The sequence below is a fragment of the Polaribacter sp. HA6-7 genome (assembly GCF_055693625.1).
Window position 1 is genome coordinate 1,088,001 of the sequence record NZ_CM146338.1, and the last position, 19,113, is coordinate 1,107,113.

Genomic DNA, 19,113 nt, shown 5'->3' on the forward strand with positions numbered 1-19,113 from the left:
AAAAGATAACTTTATAAAAATATAAAAATGAAAACATTAAAATATATACTATTATTTTCATTGACAATAACACTATTTAGTTGTCAAGAAGAAGATCAAGAATTTGGTCAAATAGCAGTTCCTAGTAATATTAATATTCAAAATGAAATTATAGGAAAAGATGACGTCAATGTTTATGGTGATGGATCTGGAATTGTAAAATTTAAAGCCACTGCGAACAATGCAGTAAGTTATATTTACAATTTTGGTGATGGATCTGATAAAGTGGCTTCTTCTAGCGGAGAAGTAGAGCACAGATTTACAAAAACAGGTGTAAATACATATAATGTAACAATTATTGCATCTGGTAAAGGTGGTGTTTCATCATCTTCTACAGTACTTTTAGAGGTTTTTAGTGCCTTTGATGATATTCAAGCAAGATCTTTTTTATCTGGTGCACCTTTATCTAAAGATGCTGCTGGTAACGATGTTTTAGAAGTTACAACGCCAGTTTCTAAAACTTGGTATATTGACAATACTGTTGATGGAGCTTTAGGTGTTGGCCCTTCTTTAGCGTTTGATATTCAAATTAATGGCGGACCAAGCCAATATTATTATCCAGCATTTTTTGCAGCAGCTGCAGGTACAACAAACGACTGTTATTCAGACGATGAGTTAACATTTACAATTAATGAAGATGGCTCAATGACGTATGCTTTAGATAATAAAGGAGAAACTTTTTTCAACGGAAATGCAGCTCACCAAACAGTTGTTGGTGGTTCTGGAGCAAACGGAGATGAATGTTTTACGTTTGATACTTCATTCGATAGTAATGTTTCATTAGCACCTTCATCAGAAGATTGGTCATTAGTAGCAGATCCTGCTTTTCAACCAAGGGGTACACAAATGAATTTTTCTAACGGCGGTTTTATGGCATATTATGTTAGTTCTACAAGTTTCGAAATTTTAGAAATTTCTGAAACAGAAATGTATGTTAGAACTTTAGATGGTGTAGATCCTAATTTAGCTTGGTATTTTAAATTTACAACAGTAAAACCAGGTTCTGCAACAACTTCTGCTTTTACAAATTTAGTTTGGGAAGATGATTTTAATACTGATGGAGCGCCAAATGCTGCAAACTGGACTTATGACTTAGGTGCAGGTGGCTGGGGAAATAACGAGCTTCAAACATATACAAACAATGCAGAAAATGTAATTGTAGAAAACGGAAGTTTAAAAATTAAAGCAAAGAAAAATGGTACGGGTTACACTTCTGCTAGATTAAAATCGGAAGGATTACAAGAGTTTACTTACGGAAGATTTGAAATTAGAGCCAAACTACCTGCATCGCAAGGTACATGGCCTGCAATTTGGATGTTAGGAGCTAACTTTAATTCTGTTGGTTGGCCAAATGCAGGAGAAATGGATATCATGGAACAAAAAGGAAACGACAAAAATACTGTTTTAAGTACTATACATTATCCAGGTAATTTTGCTGGTGGTGGCCCATCTATGTCTACGAGTTTACCAACATCTACAACAGAATTTCATGTATATACAATAGATTGGTCTGAAAATGAAATTAAATTCTCTATAGACAATGTAGCGTACCATACACTAGAGAATGATGCTTCTTTACCTTTTAATGCAGATTTCTTTTTTATAATGAATGTTGCCATGGGAGGTACACTTGGTGGTGATGTAGATCCTGCTTTTACAGAAGATGTAATGGAGGTAGATTACATCAAAGTATTTCAATAAATAAAAACTTTTATAAGTAGCTTTAAATAAGTTAACAATCGGTATTTAGATCTAAAATAATACATTCTTAAAATTTTGAATGCAAGATTTTTATATCAAAATTTAAAATTAATTAATCAAAAAAAGAAGTAAATGAGCACTGTTTTTAAAGATAAACCAACAGTAACTAATAACGGAAAATTAGTAACTATAGGAAAAGAGTCTTTTTATAAGATTGAAAACACACATACAATGCGTCCTTTTTTTATGACTATTGTGTCAGATTCAAATCATTGGATGTTTGTGTCGAGTAATGGTGGCTTAACTGCTGGTAGAAAAAATGCTCAATATGCTTTATTTCCTTATTATACAGACGATAAAATTACAGCGTTAGCAGAAACAACAGGTTGTAAAACTATTTTTAGAATTATAGCGCAAGAAAGCACAAAACTTTGGGAACCTTTTTCTGAGAGACAAGCTGGTTTGTATGATATAACAAGAAATATTTATAAAAATACTTTTGGTAATAAAATTGTTTTTGAAGAAATTAATAACGATTTAGAATTAACTTTTAAGTATGAATGGAATTCTAGTGATAAGTTTGGTTTTGTTAGAAAAGCAACCTTAGTAAACAATGCTAATGCCAATGTAAATGTTGAAACTTTAGATGGTTTTCAAGATATAATTCCGTTTGGTATTGGGTCAGATTTACAAGCAAATGTTAGTAATTTGGCAGATGCTTATAAAAAATGTGAATTAGAAGAAAATGTTGGCCTAGGTATTTATGCTTTAAGCGCAATTATTGTAGATAAAGCAGAACCTAGTGAAGCGTTAAAAGCAAATATTGTATGGTCTTTAGGTATCAATAATCCTACTTATTTATTATCATCATTGCAAATTAATAACTTTAGAAGAGGTTTTGCTTTAGAGCAAGAAACAGCTGTAAAAGCAGAAAAAGGTGCGTATTTAACTGCTTTTGAGTTCAATTTACCCTCAAATTCAGAAAAAAATGGTTACAAGTTGCTAATGTAAATCAATCGGTAAGTGATGTTGTAGAAATTTCTGAAATAATAAAATCTAAAACTGCAGTAGAAAATTTATTGCAAGATGATATTGATTTAGGGACAAAAAACTTAATAAAATTAACAGCCTCTGCAGATGGTTTACAGTTAACAGAAGACAATTTAGTAAATACAAGACACTTTTCTAATACGCTTTTTAATATAATGAGAGGTGGAATTTTTGATGATAATTATTCTATCGAAAAAGAAGATTTTATCAATTATTTGCAAAAAGCAAATAAAAATGTGTTTCAAGAGAATAAAAGCGACTTAAATGAATTAGCAGCTGTTTTTAACTTATCTGAAGTAAAAAATATTGCGAATTCGAGCTCAGATAAAGATTTTAAACGTTTATGTTTAGAGTATTTACCTTTAAAATTTAGTAGAAGACACGGAGACCCGAGTAGACCATGGAATAAGTTTTCTATCAATACGAAAAACGAGGTTGATGGTTCTAAGGTTTTAGATTACGAAGGAAACTGGCGTGATATTTTTCAGAATTGGGAGGCTTTAGCGCATGCTTATCCGGAGTTTATCGAGAGTATGATTCATAAGTTTTTAAATGCAACTACTTTTGATGGTTACAATCCTTATAGAGTAACGAAAGGTGGTTTCGATTGGGAAGTTATCGAAGAGCATGATCCGTGGTCTTATATTGGTTATTGGGGCGATCATCAAATTATTTATTTGCTTAAGTTTTTAGAGTTTATCGAAAAACATTATCCTAATGAATTGACAAAATTATTCACAGAAGATATTTTTGTATATGCCAATGTACCTTACAAAATTAAATCTTACGAAGAAATATTAGAAAACCCGAAAGATACAATTGATTTCGATTACCAATTAAATGCAGAAATCGACAAAAAAGAAGTGAAATTGGTGCTGATGGAGCACTTTTAGAAGCTAAAAACAGTCAGATTTATAAAGTTAATTTAATAGAAAAACTATTAGCAACTGTTTTGGCAAAGGTTTCTAATTTTATACCAGAAGCAGGTATTTGGTTGAACACCCAACGACCAGAATGGAATGATGCCAATAATGCTTTAGTTGGTAATGGTGTTTCTATGGTTACACTATATTATTTACGCAGATTTTTAAATTTTTACGAGAATATAGTAAATGACTCTTCAATTACAGAAGTAAGTATTTCTTCTGAATTACAAACTTTTTTCAATGAAGTGTTAGCTACTTTAAATAAGCATCAATCTATTTTATCTAGAGAATTTACAGATAAAGAAAGAAAAACAGTATTAGATAGTTTAGGGGAATCTGCAAGTAAATACAGGTTAAACATTTATAAAAACGGATTTTCTACAACTAAAAAAACTATTTCTAAGGAAGATTTATTAGCGTTTATAAACGTTACAAATACATATTTAGAGCATTCGATTAGAGCAAACAAGCGTAATGATAATATGTTTCATGCTTATAATTTAATGACAATAGAAAATAAAGAAGAGGTTTCTATTTCTTATCTATCAGAAATGTTAGAGGGGCAAGTTGCTGTTTTAAGTTACGGCTATTTATCACCAAAAGAAGCACTAGGCTTACTAGATGGTTTAAAAAATAGTGCACTTTTTAGAGAGGATCAGTACAGTTATATTTTATATCCTAATAAAGAATTACCAAGCTTTACAAAGAAGAATAATATCTCTAAAAATAGTGTAGAAAATTCAGAATTATTATCAGCTTTAGTAAAAGAAAACAACAAAGAAATTATAGAAAAAGATATTTTAGGAAATTATCATTTTAACGGTAATTTTAATAATGCAAATAGCTTAAAAGAAGCTTTAGATAATTTATCAAAAGAAAAATATCAAAAATTGATAGAGAAAGATTCAGCTAAAGTTTTTGCAATTTTTGAAGATATTTTTGATCATAAATCATTTACAGGTCGTTCAGGAACATTTTTTGGTTACGAAGGTTTAGGTTCAATTTATTGGCATATGGTTTCTAAGTTATTAGTTGCTGTGCAAGAAAACTGCTTATTAGCGGTAAGAAATAATGAAGATGAGGCTATTATTGGAAGACTTTTAGATCATTACTACGAAATACATGCAGGAATTGGTGTGCACAAATCACCAAAGCTTTATGGAGCCTTTCCTACGGATGCTTATTCTCATACTCCTGCAGGTAAAGGAGCGCAACAACCTGGTATGACTGGGCAAGTAAAGGAAGATATACTAAGTCGATTCGGTGAGTTAGGTGTTTTTGTGAAAGAAGGAAAAATTGTTTTTAATCCTCGTTTATTAAAAACATCAGAATTTTTATCAGCAGAAAAACTATTTAATTATGTAGCAGTTTCACGGTGATGAAAAAACAATTAAAGTTTTAGAAAATCAATTGAGTTTTACGTATTGCCAAGTGCCGATAGTTTATGAGAAATCAGACACTAAAAATGTAACTATTTTTTATGAAAATGGTGATAAAGATGTTTTTGAAAAATTAGAATTAACTCGGAAGTTAGTTCAAAATTATTCAAAAGAACCAATGAGGTGGCAAGTATTAAAGTTTCATTTTAATAAACTATAATAAAGATGAAAATGATAAAAAAGATGAATGGTTTCCTTTATGTTATATGGATAATTATGCTCTTTTTTATCGTTTCGTGCAAAGGTAATGCAACTAAAAACAAGGTTGATGTTAGAAATTTATCAGCATCAGAAATTCTAGGGAATAAAGAGTATTTGGCTATTTCGTATGGCGGATATCGACAAAATTCAAGAGATATTCAACCTACAATCAAAGAATTAAAAGATGATTTAAAAATTTTGTCTGCGATGAAAATTAAAGTTCTAAGAACTTACAATGTTCATTTAAAACAAGCAGCAAATTTATTAGAAGCTATTAATCAACTTAAGCAAGAAGAAAATGGTTTTGAAATGTACGTGATGTTAGGTGCATGGATCGATTGTAAAAATGCTTTTAATAATAATGGTAAAAAACCTAATCACCTTGAAGAAAGTAGAAGGAATGCTATTGAAATAGAAACAGCTGTTACATTGGCAAAAAAATACCCGAGAAATTGTAAAAATTATTTCTGTTGGTAATGAGGCAATGGTAAAATGGGCGACAAGTTATTATGTTCAGCCAAAAGTGATACTAAAATGGGTGAATTATCTTCAAAAATTAAAAAAAGAAGGCGAGTTGCCAAGTGACCTTTGGGTTACAAGTTCAGATAATTTTGCTTCTTGGGGTGGCGGAGATAAATCTTACCATACAGAAGATTTAACACGATTAATTAAGGCGGTAGATTTTATTTCTATGCACACATATCCAATGCATGATACACATTATAATCCGGTTTTTTGGAAAGTTAATAATGTTAAAGATGCTGATGTTTCTAAGGAAGTAAGAATAGATTCTTTGATGAAAAATGCTACAAAATATGCAGTAAATCAATATAAAAATGTAAAAAAATATGTTCAAAGTCTTGGTGTTCAAAAACCGATTCATATAGGAGAAACTGGTTGGGCAACAAAATCTAATGGCTTTTATGGTTCAAAAGGATCTAAAGCAACAGACGAATATAAGCAGGCATTTTATTACAAAGCAATGAGAGATTGGTCTAATAGCAACGGAATTACATGTTTTTATTTTGAAGCTTTTGATGAGCAATGGAAAGACGCTAAAAATCCTGAAGGATCAGAAAATCACTTCGGATTAATTAATAATAAAAGTGAGGCAAAATTTGCGCTTTGGCGTTTGGTAGATAAAAATGTCTTTAAATCATTAACACGAAATAATTTGCCAATTGTAAAGTCTTACAATGGTAATAAACAGAAATTAATGGAAGAGGTTTTACTTCTTGAATAATATTTAAAATGAAAAATTACATACAGTTATTTTTATTGACCTTTCTTTTTATCTCTTGTAATTCTGAGATAGAAATCGATGTTGTAAGTGTTTCGAAAAATAAAATCTTGGTAAATAATACACCTTATTTTATTAAAGGAATTTGTTACCATCCGGTTCCTAAAGGAAGTAATAAAAGAAGTTTTAAAAGTATAGATCAAGATTTAAAATTGATGCAAGAAGCAGGCATAAACACAATAAGGGTTTATGAACCAATTGCAGACGTTATTGTTTTAAATAAATTAGAAAAAGCAGAAATTAAAGTAATTATTGGGTTTGGGTATAAACAAGATGGTATAAACGATTTGTATTACGGCTCTTATTTAGACTACATAGAAAAGTTTAAAAATCACAAAGCAATTTTAATGTGGGAGTTGGGTAATGAATACAATTATCATCCTGAATGGTTTGATGGTGATATTTTAAACTGGTACAATGTTATGGATAAGGCTGCAGTAGCAATTCATAAAATAGATAGTAATCATCCGGTAGCAACAGCGCATGGTGAATTGCCGGATGCTATTGCATATGCCAAAGGAAAAAATATTGATGTTTGGGGAATGAATGTTTACAGATGGGATAATCCTGAAGAAATTTTTACGCAATGGCAACAAATCAGTTCTAAACCAATGTATTTATCAGAAGCAGGTAGTGATAGCTATATGACTATTGCTAAAGATGGCTTTGAAAAAGGAATTAATGAGAAGGCACAAGCAGCAGCTACTTCAAAAATTCTAAACAAGATTGTTGCGAATAAAGATAAGGGTAACGGTATAACATTGTTTTCTTTTACAGATGGTTTATGGAAAGCAGGTAATATCAATCAACAAGATATTGGTGGTTGGGCTCCTAATAGTTACGGGGTGCCATATGATGGCGCGCCCAACGAAGAATTTTGGGGAATAGTAGATATTAATAGAAAGAAAAAAGAGGTTTTTTCTATCGTGAAAAACGTGTATTTGTCTTTAGATAAAAAATAAAAATATTATGAAAATAGATCTAAAAAGCGTCTTATTATTTATGTCAATTTTGATGATACTAAGTTGTGAAAAAAAACAAGAAGTTTTAGATGTAGAAATTTATGAAACTTCTGCCAAAGGAAATAGGCTGTCTAAAATAAAGCCTTTTTTCGGTGATGAAAACTCATCAATAATAAAAATTAACGATCAAAAGAAGTTTCAAACCATAACAGGTTTTGGAGGTTCTTTTACAGAGTCTTCTGCGTATTTGTTAAACAAATTGAGTAAAGAAAAAAGAAATGAAATTTTAGAAGCATATTTTGGAGAGTCCGGCGCTAAATATTCTCTTACTAGAACGCATATGAATTCATGTGATTTTTCATTATCAAATTATTCTTATACACCAGTTGCAGACGATGTAGAATTAAAACATTTTTCTGTTGCCGAAGACAAAGATGATATTATACCGATGATAAAAGATGCAATGGCAATTTCTAAAGATGGTTTTAAAATAATTGCTTCTCCTTGGTCTGCTGCACCTTGGATGAAAGATAATAATAGTTGGGTTGGCGGTAAATTGTTGCCAAAATATTATGATACATGGGCCTTGTTTTTTCTAAGTATTTAGACGCTTACAAAAGTGAAGGAATAGATATTTGGGGATTTACAGTTGAAAATGAACCGCATGGAAATGGTAATAATTGGGAAAGCATGCATTATTCACCAAAAGAAATGACCGATTTTGTTCAGAATCATTTAGGACCAAAATTAGAAAAAGATGGTAAATCGGAAGTTAAAATTTTAGGATACGATCAAAATAGAGCTGGCTTAAAAGAATGGGTAGATGAAATGTATAAGACAGAAGAAAGTGCCAAGTATTTTGATGGTACAGCAATTCATTGGTATGAAAGTACGTATGAGGTTTTTCCGGAAGCTTTACAGTATGCACATCAAAAATCTCCAGATAAATATTTAATAGAAACAGAAGGTTGTGTAGATTCTGAAGTGCCAAAATGGAGAGATGATTTATGGTATTGGTCTAAAGAAGCAACAGATTGGGGTTGGGATTGGGCTTCTGAAAAGGATAGATATTTACACCCTAAATACGCGCCTGTAAATAGATATGCAAGAGATATTATTGGTTGCTTAAATAATTATGTTGATGGTTGGGTAGATTGGAATATGGTTTTAGATACACAAGGCGGACCAAATTGGTTTAAGAATTGGTGTGTTGCTCCTGTAATAGTAGATCCAGAGAAAGATGAAGTGTATTTTACACCAATATATTACACTTTAGCACATTTTAGCAAATTTATAAGACCAGAAGCTTCAATAATTGAAGTAACAAATTCTGATAAAGAATTACAAGTAACAGCGGCAAAAAATCCTGACGATTCTATTGCTGTAGTAGTTTTTAACGAAGGCTTAAATCAAAAAAGTTTCACTTTAAATTTTTTAGAGAAATCGGTGTCTGTAAAAATTGATGCACAAGCAATTCAAACAATAATTATTCCTGCAAACTAAAAGAAATATGGAAACAGCTAATTTATCAAAAAAGAAAAAGTTTTTTTCGGGCAAAAAGTAGCGTTCGGCTTAGGGATGTTGGCAAATCAAATGTTTCCGGCAGTTTTAGGTATTTTTACTGTGGTTTTAGTAGAAAATTTAGGTTTCCCTGGTTGGATGTTAGGTGTTTTATATTTTCTACCTAGAATTTTCGATGCAATTACAGATCCTATTATGGGTTTTATTTCAGATAATACGAAATCGAAATGGGGTAGAAGAAGGCAATATGTTTTAATAGGTGCAATTATAATGGGCGTTTCATTTGCTTTGATGTGGCAAATGTATACATCAAACTCTGTAAACTATAATTTTACGTATTTTTTACTTTGGTCTTTTGTCTTTTATTTAGGATTAACCATTTTTAGTGTTCCTTATGTGGCAATGGGTTATGAAATGAGTGACGATTTTCATGAACGAACAAATATAATGGCAACTGCACAATTAATTGGGCAATGGGCTTGGGTAATTGCACCTTGGTTTTGGGTTTTAATGGCAGACACAACATTGTTTGAATCTGGTGATGTTGCAACAAGATCTTTAGCAATATATGTAGCGATAGCTTGTGCTTTTTTGGCAGCGGTTCCTGCAATATTTATCAAAAGTAAATCAACCTTAAATGAAAACTACTCGTCTTTAACATTAGGTAACATAGGTGGTAGTTTTAATGAAATAATAGAAGGTTTTAAAGCTGCTTTAAAAATTGAACCTTTTAAAAAATTATGCATTGCTACTTTTTTAATATTTAACGCTTTTAATACGATTGCAGGTTTTTCTTACTACATTATTAAATATTACTTATTTGCCGGAAACGAATCTAATTTTGGTCTTTGGCCTACTTTATTTGGAAGTGTTGGTGCAATTGTAACTACTTTTTTAGTAATACCTATTGTTGCTAAAATGTCTAAAAAAATGGGAAAGAAAAAAGCTTTTTTAATTTCTCAAGGAATTTCTGTAGTTGGGTATATTTTACTATGGTTTTTATTTATTCCTGGAAAACCCTATATGTTTTTGTTTGCATTGCCATTCTTTTCTTTTGGCATTGGAAGTTTATTTACCCTGATGATGTCTATGACTTCTGATGTTATTGATATCGATGAGTTAAATACAAATAAAAGAAGAGAAGGTATTTTTGGAGCGATTTATTGGTGGATGGTTAAATTTGGATTAGCAATTGCAGGTTTGTTAAGTGGATTAATTTTAACTTTTGTAAACTTTGAATCTGGTGCAGCGATTCAAACTGAAGAATCAATGTTTGGTTTAAGAATTTTCTTCTCAGGATTACCAATCTTAGGAACTTTAGCTGCAATGTACGTAATGAGAAATTATGATGTTACTGAAGAAAAAACGCTTTTAATTAGAGCTGAGTTAGATAAGCGAAACAATAACAAATAGCTAAATAGTTTAGTTTTTAACTAAAACGAGAACACAACAAGTTTAATTTAAAACCTCTAAGTTATAATTAAGTTTTTTTCAATTATCTGAATTCTAGTATGTTGTTGATGTTTCTTTTCGGTTTTTATTTCTTTTTATCGAATCTTCTAACTATACATTACCCATACAAACTGCTTTTGTTTTAAAGTTTGTTTATTTTAAGTTTCTTTGTTTTTATACTTTTTCCTTGGCTATTGCTTGTTTAATCGTAATTTCATAATATATCAATCATTTTTTTATGATGTATGTTTTTTGTTGTGGTGTTTTTTAAGGATTGTTTAATTATATTGTTTAATATTGATTTATTAACTAAAAAACAATTAACACATGAAAAAAATTACTTTACTTTTACTTTTAATAACTGCTTTTGGGTTTGCTCAAAACTCTGTTACTGTAGACGGTTCTCAAACATGGAATGGTTATGTAAACGCATTTAATACTTCGGATGATAGTTATGCTTTCGGATTTAGTTATGATGTGGCAAATTTAAAAACTACACTTACTTCTACATCTGTTACATTACAACCTAACTTTGCAATTTGGTCAGCAGAAAATACAAATCCATCTTGGTTTGATAATACAACAACGCCAAATAAGTATATAGAGGCAAGTTCTTACGTAGAAAATAACGGATTAGCAGGTTCGGATTTAACTTTTTCTGCAAATTTAGATGCTCATACTATAAACTCAGCGTACAAAGTTGTTGCTTTTATAAAAGCCTTAGATCCCAATAATGGTTATGCAACTGTGGTTAATAAAAACATCGTGCTAACAAACGGAATGAGTTCTTTTTCTGTGTCTGCAACAGGTGCAGAATTGCAATCTGGTTTTATAATTCAGTATGGTTTTTCTGTTACAGGTGCTTTAGGAGACCCTGCAAATGAAACATCATTAGGAAGTGTTGTAGTTACTGAAAACGCAAGCAATGATTCGGAAATACTACCAATGATGGTGTTACTATTGATGGTTCTAAAACTTACAATGGTTATGTAAATGCATTTAATACTGCAGATGATAGTTACGCTTTTGGATTTTCTTATGATGTAGCAAATTTAAAAACAACGGTAAATGCATCAACAATTACATTACAACCTAATTTTGCTATTTGGACAGCCGAAAACACAAATGCTTCTTGGTTTGATAATCCTACAACACCAAACAAATATATAGAAGCAAGTTCTTATGTAGAAAATAACGGATTAGCAGATTCGGATTTAACTTTTTCTGCAAATATCGATAGTTATACAATCGATGCAGGTTACACTGTTGTTGCATTTATAAAAGCATTAGATCCTAATAATGGTTACGCAACAGTTGTAAATAAGAGTGTAACTTTAACAAGCAGCATGACTTCTTTTTCAGTTTCGGCATTAGCTGCAGAATTGCAAGCAGGTTTTATTATTCAATACGGTTTTTCTGTAAAAGGTGCATTAGGTAATCCGTCTAACGAAGCTAGTTTAGGTAGTGTTGTTTTAAGTTCTAATGCTGCAGTTGCAAGTGTAGAAAGAAATTCTTTATTAAACATTTCTATGTATCCTAATCCTACAAATAATTACTTAAATATTTCTTCGGATAATATAATTTCTAAAGTTAGTATTTATAATATTTTAGGAAAACAAGTAAAAAATATTCAAATAAATGAAAAATCAAAAAATATTGATGTTTCGAATTTGAGTAAAGGTGTTTACATGATTAAATATACAGTTGATAATACTGTAGGGAGTTCTAAGTTTATGAAAAATTAGAGTTTAGTTATTTATATTAAAACGTCTAGATACTTAATTGTTTCTAGACGTTTTTGTTTTTATAAATCTTTATTTTAAAAGAGCTTCTAATGTTAAAAGGTCTAAAACGCCGTCTGATAAAAGATTATTTTTAGTTTCAAAACTCTTAATTATATTAAAAGTTTCTTTTTTATAAACGCCATCTAATTCTAGTTTATATCCTTTTTTGATTAAAATCTTTTGAATTTCAAAAACAATAGGATGTTTGCTTCCAAATTTAATCTGAGGAGTATTCTTAAATAATGTAATTAACTTATTTGTGTAAAGATTTTTGTTGTAAGTTATTAAATCGACTCCATTTTTAACTAAAAATTCAATTTCTTTACTCGTTAATCCTTTCGATTTTAATTCAGAAGATTTAGATAATATATCTTCATAGTATTTTACTGTAGCTAATTTTTTAGCATAAGTATCAACCGCTATTTTTGTTTCGTTATCATCGTCTTCTGGTGTTCTAACATCTATATTGTTTGCAGACCATTGTAACATTATAAAACTATTAAGTTCTTCTACAGCCTCATAGTACTTTAAAACAATTTCTTGATTATAGTATTCTAAATCTAAGGTTTTAGTTGATGTATAACTAACCTCCGGTGAGTTGTATCTTTTGTACTGATTGTACTTTCCGTAGCCAATTAAAATAACAATAATTAACAACAAAAAAATTATAATTTGTTTCATTAAAATAAAAAGTTGTAGTTAGGTAATGCAAAAGTAATAAAATAGCTATTAAACTGCATTTAAATATACCCAATGATTATTTTCTTTACAAAATGTAGAATATTCTTTAATGGTTTCTAAATTTCCGTTTTCAATAAAAAAGGCAGTAAATTCTACACTATTATTCGTAGAATTATGAATTTGAAGTTTTACCCAATCAACAGATTTAGTCCACTTTTTTAATTCTTTGTATTCTCTATTAGACAATCTTGTTGAACTATGATGGCTTTTATGTAAATAATCTGTATTACCCAACACAAAAGCACTGTATCTAGAACGCATTAATTCTTCTGATGTTTTAACAGAGAATATGTCATCATGAGCTTTCTTACAGCAATTTTTATATAATTTATTTGGGTTACAAGGACATTTCATACTTAATTTAATTTTTCATTTTCTTTAATTCTAAAACATCTTTCTTCACCTAAATAATTTGGGTTACCAAATTCTTCAGACCAAAAACCATCTAAAATATCTTTTGATAAGCACCTATAAACAACTGTTCCTTTGTAAATATCGTTTTCATCACCTTTATATTCAAAATTAATAACTAAGATGTTGTCTTTAAAAAAACCTTCCCCAAATTGTTGCTGACTCTTATTAATTAGCCAAACAGCTTTAAGTTTGTTGTTATTTAGTAAGCTTAAATTTAAAATACCTTTATAAGTGTTTTCAGTATTATCTTGGTTTTTACCTATTATTTGATATTCACCAATTAAATCTTCTATTTGCATGATTATTATTAAGATTACAAAGGTAAATGTTTCATGATTATAAAAAAAACCACTCTGTTTGAGTGGTTTTTTAGATTTTATTTTAATTGATTAGAGTTTAACAGAAATACTGCATTGGCTACAAATAGTTTTCCGTTTTCCCAAAAAGATCTAAATAAAGGATTATCTACCATATAAACAATACTTCCTCTTCCCATCGTTTGTTCTCCGAACAGTAAAGATTCAGGTACATTTTTTACAGCTTTACTTCCTGCATAACCGGAAACATTATTAGAGTTTTTATCAAAATAACCAACATTATATCCTTTTTTTAAGTAACTGTAAGAGGTTCCGCTTAGTTTTAAAGAAAAATATTCTTTATCATATCCAAAAGCTAACGGATGCGAATTGTCTAACGTACTTTTAAAAATACTTCCAGTAATTAAATTAGCAACACTTTTACGTTCTCTATCTTGGTAAGGAACTAAATTATTGTCGGTTTCTATTTCTGCATTCTTTTTTGTTTTTAAAGAGAATCCTTCTTTATTGGCAAAACTATTTAATGCATTTCCTATTGCTACTAATGTTCCGCCAGATCTTACCCATTTTTTTATGTTAGATAAAGTAGAACCACTTAAAATACTATTGTAATAACCACTAGGTAAGATTATAACATCATATTTACTTAGATCTGTATAACCAAAATTACTAGAGTTTATGTTTGTAATTGGGTATTCTAATTGAGTTTCAAAAAAGTGCCAAACTTCACCAAAACTTAAAGAAGAAGTTGCTTTACCAGAAACAACTGCTATTTTTTGCTTGTTAATTGGTTTAATTGCTGATGAACCAAAATCTACACCGAGACTGAGAAAAACCAGTGGCAACAGATGTTAATTTACGTTGATGTTTGTCTGCTATTGCTACAACTTTTGAATCAAAATCTGTGTTTCTGTTATCATTTCTAAGTATTATTAAAGTTCCTTTATCGTAAGATGTATTGTTTGCTGAAAATGATTTTTCTGCAAACCTTGGTACAATATTATTCTTTAATAAATCTGCTAAGAAAGTTGCATCAGCAAGATTATTCCATTTAGAAACATATGCATAAGCACTTTTATCTTCAGAATTTACAACAGTGTTTTTAGAGTTGTTAGTTGTAGAGTTTACCTTACTTTTAGATGCAACAGCATTAAAACCATGAGCATATGGTAAAGACCATGCTGTAATATCATAAGTTAAAGAATCTACTAATTTAGCATTTGGTTCAAACAAAGCTTTTACCATTTTACCTTTTGGCTGATCTGTATGAATAACTAAATCTTTATTGCTTACGTCTAATTTGGCATCTTTTTGTGTTGTATAACTATATCCTTTTACAGAACCATTTTTAGCACTTTCATATTTTATTTCATGAGTGTCTAATAACTCTTTTAGACGATTCATTTTGTCTGCATTTTCGTTCTTTAAAACATAACTTTTAAAGTTCAAACCGTAATTATTAAAGAATTTTCTGAATTCTGAGTTTAGCTTTTTTGCATTTTTTGAAGAAATCTCTACAGTAGATAAACCTGTAGTTAAATGGTGTGCAGCTCTATCTTTTAAAGTTAAAACTTCACCTTCATCTGTATGAATACCTAAACCTGCACGACCATGACCAGCTTGTTCATAGGTCATACCAATTGCGCCCATATATGTTGGGTAAGTATCGCCATAACTTGGGTATAATAAATCGAAACTTTCTTTTGTAAAATATAACCAACCTTCTTTATCGAAATATTTTGCGTGATTTTTACCAATTTGTGTTTGAAAATCTCTTTGCCAATCAGTAATAATTTCATGAAAAGGTTCTGCAGCAGGAGCAAAGTAATACGGATTATTTATTCCTTGTTCATGAAAATCTACATGAATGTGAGGCATCCATTTATTGTAAACTTTAATTCTTTGTTTAGATTCTACTTGTGTTGCCCAAGCCCAATCTCTATTTAGGTCGAATAGATAGTGATTTGGTCTTCCACCTGGCCAAGGTTCTGCATGTTCTTTAGCATTTTGATCTGTATTATAAGGTGTACTTTTTACTTGGTTGTACCAATTTACATATCGATCTCTACCATCAGGATTAATACAAGGGTCTAAAATAACAACCGTGTTTTCTAACCAAGCTTTTTTTGCAGTAACCAGTTCGTATAATGTTAACATTGCTGCTTCTGTACTAGAAGCTTCATTACCATGTACATTATAACTTAGCCATACAATGGCAATATCGTTTTTAGAATTACCGAAATAACCCCTGTTTGACTTAGATTATTTTTTCTTATGCTTTCTAAATTCTTAATATTTTCTGCAGAAGAAATGTAACTAACATACAAAGGTCTGTGTTCATTTGTTTCCCCGTATTTCTCTAACTTTACATTAGATAAAGTGTTGCTAACATAATTAAAATAGTCTACAACTTTATGATGTCTTGTAAAACGAGCGCCAATTTCGTAACCTAAAAATTCTTTTGGAGATTTAATTTTTTGAGAAAATAGTGTTCCTGTTAATAAAAAAAGAACAACTACAATAGATTTGATTTTCATGTAAGTGTTTGATTAGAAAATCAAAAGTAATAATATATTTTTAAAATTGTTAATTTGCAGAAAATAGAACTTGTTAAAACTTTGTTAGATTGATTTGTAGTGATTTACAAAGCTTAAAATAGTTGTATTTTTATAAAAAATTTAGAAGTCAAAATGAGCAGTAAGATAGATAGAGAATGTTGTTGTATTAAAAACCATGTAGCCTAATGAAAGTTACTCAAATTCCGTTTAAAAAAACAGGTTTTTTCTCTAATACAATGATAGATTATTTAGAGCAAAAAGATACTTTAAAACCGTTTTACAATAATTTTCCGAGATATTACAGGGTTTTACAATCAAATAGAAGAAAAAGAAACATCTTTTAGTTTGCAAACTCGTTTGGTTTTGGCAGAAGCGATAAAAAATCAATATTTAAATTTTGATGTTTCAGCGAAAACGGAAGAAAACATACAACTTTTAAAACTTAAAAATACTTTTACAATTACAACCGGTCATCAATTAAACTTATTTACAGGACCGTTGTATTTTTTATATAAAATTATTTCTGCCATTAATTTAGCAGAAGAATTGTCAGAAAAATTTCGAGAGAAAAATTTTGTGCCAGTTTATTGGATGGCAACAGAAGATCACGATTTTGATGAGATTAACTATTTTAACTTTAAAGGTAAAAAAGTTGTTTGGAATAGAGAAGATGGTGGTGCAGTAGGACGATTTTCTACTGAAGGTTTAGATAACGTTTTAAATGTTTTCGCAAATCAATTAGGTGGTTCTAAAAATGCTACATATTTGCGAACTCTTTTTTCTGATGGTTATTTAAAGCACAATAATTTAGCAGATGCAACACGATATATCGCAAACGAATTGTTTAAAGAATTTGGATTGGTAATAGTTGATGGAGATGATGAACAATTAAAAGAACTTTTTATTCCTTTTGTTAATGAAGAACTAGAGCATGGTACTTCGTATAAAGAAGTTTCTAAAACGATAGAAAAATTAGAAGAAAATTATAAAATTCAAGTAAACCCTAGAGAGATTAATTTATTTTATTTAGGTGATAACTTTAGAGAACGTATCGTTTTTGAAGAAGGAGTTTACAAGATAAACAACACGGAAATTACATTTACTAAATCAGAAATTCTACAGGAAGTAGAAAAAAACCGAAAGCATTTTCGCCAAATGTAATAATGAGGCCTCTATATCAAGAAGTTATTTTACCAAATATTTGTTATTTAGGTGGTGGAGGCGAAATGGCATATTGGTTTGAGTTGAAACAATATTTTAATAAAGTAAATGTTCCTTTTCCTATTTTATTATTAAGAAATTCTGTACAAGTTGTCTCAGAAAAACAACAACGAAAACTAGATAAATTAGATATTTCTATAGAAGAGTTGTTTTTAAATCAACACGAGTTGTTATCTAAAAAAGTAATTGAAAACGCAGATTTAGAAGTTAAATTTAACAATAAAATTACTTATTTAGAACAACAATTTGAAGAGTTAAAAACGGTTGCAGAAAAAACTGATGTTACTTTTATAAATGCAGTAAAAGCTCAAGAAAAGAAACAAATTAAAGGTTTACAGAATTTACAGAAGAGATTAATTAGAGCAGAAAAAAGAAGGCAAAAAGATTTGGTAGATCGAATTACTTTTCTTCAAAATGAAATTTTACCGAATCAAAGTTTAGAAGAAAGACAGCGTAATTTCTCTGAATATTATTTAGAATATGGTTGTGATTTTATAAAAGCGCTTAAAAAATCTTTAAAACCATTAAATCTTCAATTTACTGTTTTAGAACTTTAATTTAGTATAAAATTTACAGTTCTAAAAATATGGTTTATAACCATTAATTGTTTTAAAAATATCGATATTTATGAGTAAAGAAAAAGGTTTACATCCAAAAAATAAATTTAATACAGGTTATAATTTTGATGAACTTGTTCTTAATAATTCTAATTTAAAGGAGTTTGTAGTAACAAATAACTACGGAAATTTAAGTATCGATTTTTCGAACCCTAAGGCAGTAAAAGAACTGAATAAAGCACTTTTATTTTCTTATGATAAATTGACTGTTTGGGATTTTCCTGATGAAAATTTATGTCCGCCAATTCCTGGTCGTTTAGATTACATTCATCATTTATCTGATTTGCTTTCATCCGAAGAAAATATTAAAATATTAGATATAGGAACCGGTGCAACTTGTATTTATCCTATTTTAGGTGTAGCAGAGTATAATTGGACATTTGTTGGTTCTGATATTGATTTAGATTCTTTAGATTATGCGCAAGACATTATTTACGATAATAAGTTAGAAGATAATATCACTTTACGTCAGCAATTTAACGAGCAAAATATTTTAAAAGGAATTATAGAAGAAGTAGATTCTTTTACTGCAACCATTTGTAATCCTCCTTTTTATAAATCTGCAGAAGAAGCACAAGGTGCAAACCGAAGAAAGACTAAGAATTTAGGAAATAATGCAGTTAGAAATTTTTCGGGAATAACAATGAGCTTTGGTATGTTGGCGGAGAAAAAGCTTTTCTACACAATTATTTATACGAAAGTTCTTTATTTAAAACCAAAAGCAAATGGTTTACAAGTTTAGTTTCTAAGAAAGAAAATATAGAAAGTTTAGAAAAATCTTCAAAAAAATTAGGTGCAGTTCAGTTTAAAGTAATCCCAATGAATCAAGGTAATAAGGTTACTAGAATTGCTTGTTGGCAGTTTTAATTA

General features: G+C 29.6%; 8 protein-coding genes and 6 pseudogenes. 10 read left to right on the forward strand and 4 right to left on the reverse strand.

Translation table 11 applies throughout. The features are described 5' to 3' along the window. Nucleotides 1-27 precede the first annotated feature (27 nt). From ACZ1HD_RS05980 to ACZ1HD_RS06015, 8 genes and pseudogenes are all read left to right on the forward strand, one after another. Nucleotides 28-1,740: a glycoside hydrolase family 16 protein gene (locus ACZ1HD_RS05980; protein ID WP_472688905.1), complete on the forward strand. Its 1,713-nt coding sequence runs from the start codon at nt 28-30 to the stop codon at nt 1,738-1,740. A gap of 132 nt (nt 1,741-1,872) precedes the next feature. Beyond that, a pseudogene (locus ACZ1HD_RS05985) lies at nt 1,873-5,305 on the forward strand (hypothetical protein). A 15-nt stretch (nt 5,306-5,320) separates the two neighbouring features. Further along, nucleotides 5,321-6,599 (forward strand): annotated as a pseudogene (locus tag ACZ1HD_RS05990) (glycoside hydrolase family 17 protein). Nucleotides 6,600-6,607: 8 nt separating this feature from the next. Further along, nucleotides 6,608-7,618: a glycoside hydrolase family 2 TIM barrel-domain containing protein gene (locus tag ACZ1HD_RS05995; RefSeq protein ID WP_472688906.1), complete on the forward strand. Its 1,011-nt coding sequence runs from the start codon at nt 6,608-6,610 to the stop codon at nt 7,616-7,618. 7 nt (nt 7,619-7,625) lie between these two features. Continuing rightward, nucleotides 7,626-9,121, forward strand: a pseudogene (locus ACZ1HD_RS06000) (glycoside hydrolase family 30 protein). Nucleotides 9,122-9,196: 75 nt separating this feature from the next. Then, on the forward strand, nt 9,197-10,552 hold the full coding sequence (locus ACZ1HD_RS06005; RefSeq protein WP_472688907.1) for an MFS transporter: 1,356 nt from the start codon (nt 9,197-9,199) through the stop codon (nt 10,550-10,552). Nucleotides 10,553-10,918: 366 nt separating this feature from the next. Then, nucleotides 10,919-11,584: a hypothetical protein gene (locus ACZ1HD_RS06010; RefSeq protein ID WP_472688908.1), complete on the forward strand. Its 666-nt coding sequence runs from the start codon at nt 10,919-10,921 to the stop codon at nt 11,582-11,584. Between the two features lie 353 nt (nt 11,585-11,937). Beyond that, nucleotides 11,938-12,336, forward strand: coding sequence for a T9SS type A sorting domain-containing protein (locus ACZ1HD_RS06015; protein ID WP_472688909.1), 399 nt, complete (start codon nt 11,938-11,940; stop codon nt 12,334-12,336). A gap of 69 nt (nt 12,337-12,405) precedes the next feature. Here the strand turns inward: ACZ1HD_RS06015 and ACZ1HD_RS06020 are convergent, their stop codons facing one another. From ACZ1HD_RS06020 to ACZ1HD_RS06035, 4 genes and pseudogenes are all read right to left on the reverse strand, one after another. Further along, nucleotides 12,406-13,056: a peptidoglycan-binding domain-containing protein gene (locus ACZ1HD_RS06020; RefSeq protein ID WP_472688910.1), complete on the reverse strand. Its 651-nt coding sequence runs from the start codon at nt 13,054-13,056 to the stop codon at nt 12,406-12,408. 48 nt (nt 13,057-13,104) lie between these two features. Further along, the gene (locus ACZ1HD_RS06025) at nt 13,105-13,470 is read right to left on the reverse strand and encodes a YchJ family protein (RefSeq protein WP_375240351.1); all 366 of its coding nucleotides are present in this window, start codon (nt 13,468-13,470) and stop codon (nt 13,105-13,107) included. Nucleotides 13,471-13,472: 2 nt separating this feature from the next. Next, the gene (locus ACZ1HD_RS06030) at nt 13,473-13,829 is read right to left on the reverse strand and encodes a hypothetical protein (RefSeq protein ID WP_472688911.1); all 357 of its coding nucleotides are present in this window, start codon (nt 13,827-13,829) and stop codon (nt 13,473-13,475) included. A gap of 77 nt (nt 13,830-13,906) precedes the next feature. Then, nucleotides 13,907-16,384: pseudogene (locus tag ACZ1HD_RS06035) on the reverse strand (M14 family metallopeptidase). Nucleotides 16,385-16,590: 206 nt separating this feature from the next. Between ACZ1HD_RS06035 and bshC the strand changes: the two are divergent. Together bshC and rlmF are read left to right on the forward strand one after the other, a co-directional pair. Next, nucleotides 16,591-18,183 (forward strand): annotated as a pseudogene (bshC, locus tag ACZ1HD_RS06040) (bacillithiol biosynthesis cysteine-adding enzyme BshC). A gap of 70 nt (nt 18,184-18,253) precedes the next feature. Next, nucleotides 18,254-19,110 (forward strand): annotated as a pseudogene (gene rlmF, locus ACZ1HD_RS06045) (23S rRNA (adenine(1618)-N(6))-methyltransferase RlmF). Nucleotides 19,111-19,113: the final 3 nt, after the last annotated feature.